General features: G+C 43.3%; 1 protein-coding gene. It reads right to left on the bottom strand.

Translation table 11 applies throughout. The annotated features are described in order from the left end of the window. Positions 1–1,074 (bottom strand): HNH endonuclease domain-containing protein (locus R7Q38_RS24630; protein WP_318114694.1); only part of this gene is annotated, 1,074 nt, incomplete at both ends.

The raw sequence follows: 1,074 nt of genomic DNA, 5'->3' as shown, positions 1-1,074 counted from the left end.
ATGCTGGCACATTAGGTAGCGACAATGAAGCCTCGGTAAAAAATGTCCGACTCAAACTATCCGTCTCTCCCCAAGCTAGCTGCCACCAATCCAAAATTCGCGGCTTAGATGCGTTTAATCGATAGCTAGCAGGAATACGATCACGTTTGTTCAGGTTTTCAGCCTTAGAAGTTGGTAGCAAGTTCCACTTATCATTGTTAGGCCAATAAGCAAAAGGCAAACAGTGATCAACGTGATACTCATTTCGTAATTTGCTTCCACTCCATACGCTGACAATGTCGGAGTGGCTGAGCTTCAACTGTTCAATTCTCTTTCGCACCACTCGCGTATCATGGTCTTTATCAATCCAGACCAAACAATCGTGATACGTTTGCAGTGGAATACCCCGCTCTTGATTAGACCGAAATCGTTGCATTTCCATAATCCATTGGTTGACCACCAGCGGCTCAATCCAAGAGTTATACAATCGAAAACAATCCCAAAGGCTTTCATCCAACACAAACAGCCCATAGCTTTCGAGGCACTCGCTATCCACAACAATTGAACTTTTGGGCTTTTTAGCTGAACGAATCATTTCAAAGTAAGGGTTTGATTTATCGCCCTGATAGGTAAAAGCGACGGGGCCATCTTTTATGGTTTTTAAGCTATCTTTTATTGCTTTATCCATCGCCGCTGCGTCTTCGCCAAAAAATGTCGCGCCTATAGCAAGATCATCAGGGCTTAAATGGGAAAGTCTGCCCCAACCTTCCGGCTTGATAAATCCTAGTCCTTTAGACGAGTTCGAGTTCTGCTGGATGTTCTCTTTATCGATTAAACGCTTAAATTGACGAATCCAATATAAGCCGACTAATCCTAATGGGATGACAACTTTACCGTCACTACGATCAACCACTGCACCAGAATGAGCATCTGCAATTCGTAGTAAAGTACGCAGTAGTGCGAGTTTATAGGTAGCCGATTTGAAATCATTCACGATAATGTGACGAACCTTATTCAGATCACCAGAACCATCATCAGGCAAAGACATAACTACAGTTTGCCAAGATACACCTGTTCGCTGTAACTGGTCATCAT

The organism is Vibrio sp. Vb0598, from assembly GCF_033338935.1.
Classification (GTDB): Bacteria; Pseudomonadota; Gammaproteobacteria; order Enterobacterales; family Vibrionaceae; genus Vibrio; species Vibrio alginolyticus.
Note: the sequence above shows the minus strand (reverse complement) of the source record. Positions and strands in the feature narration are given on the sequence as shown.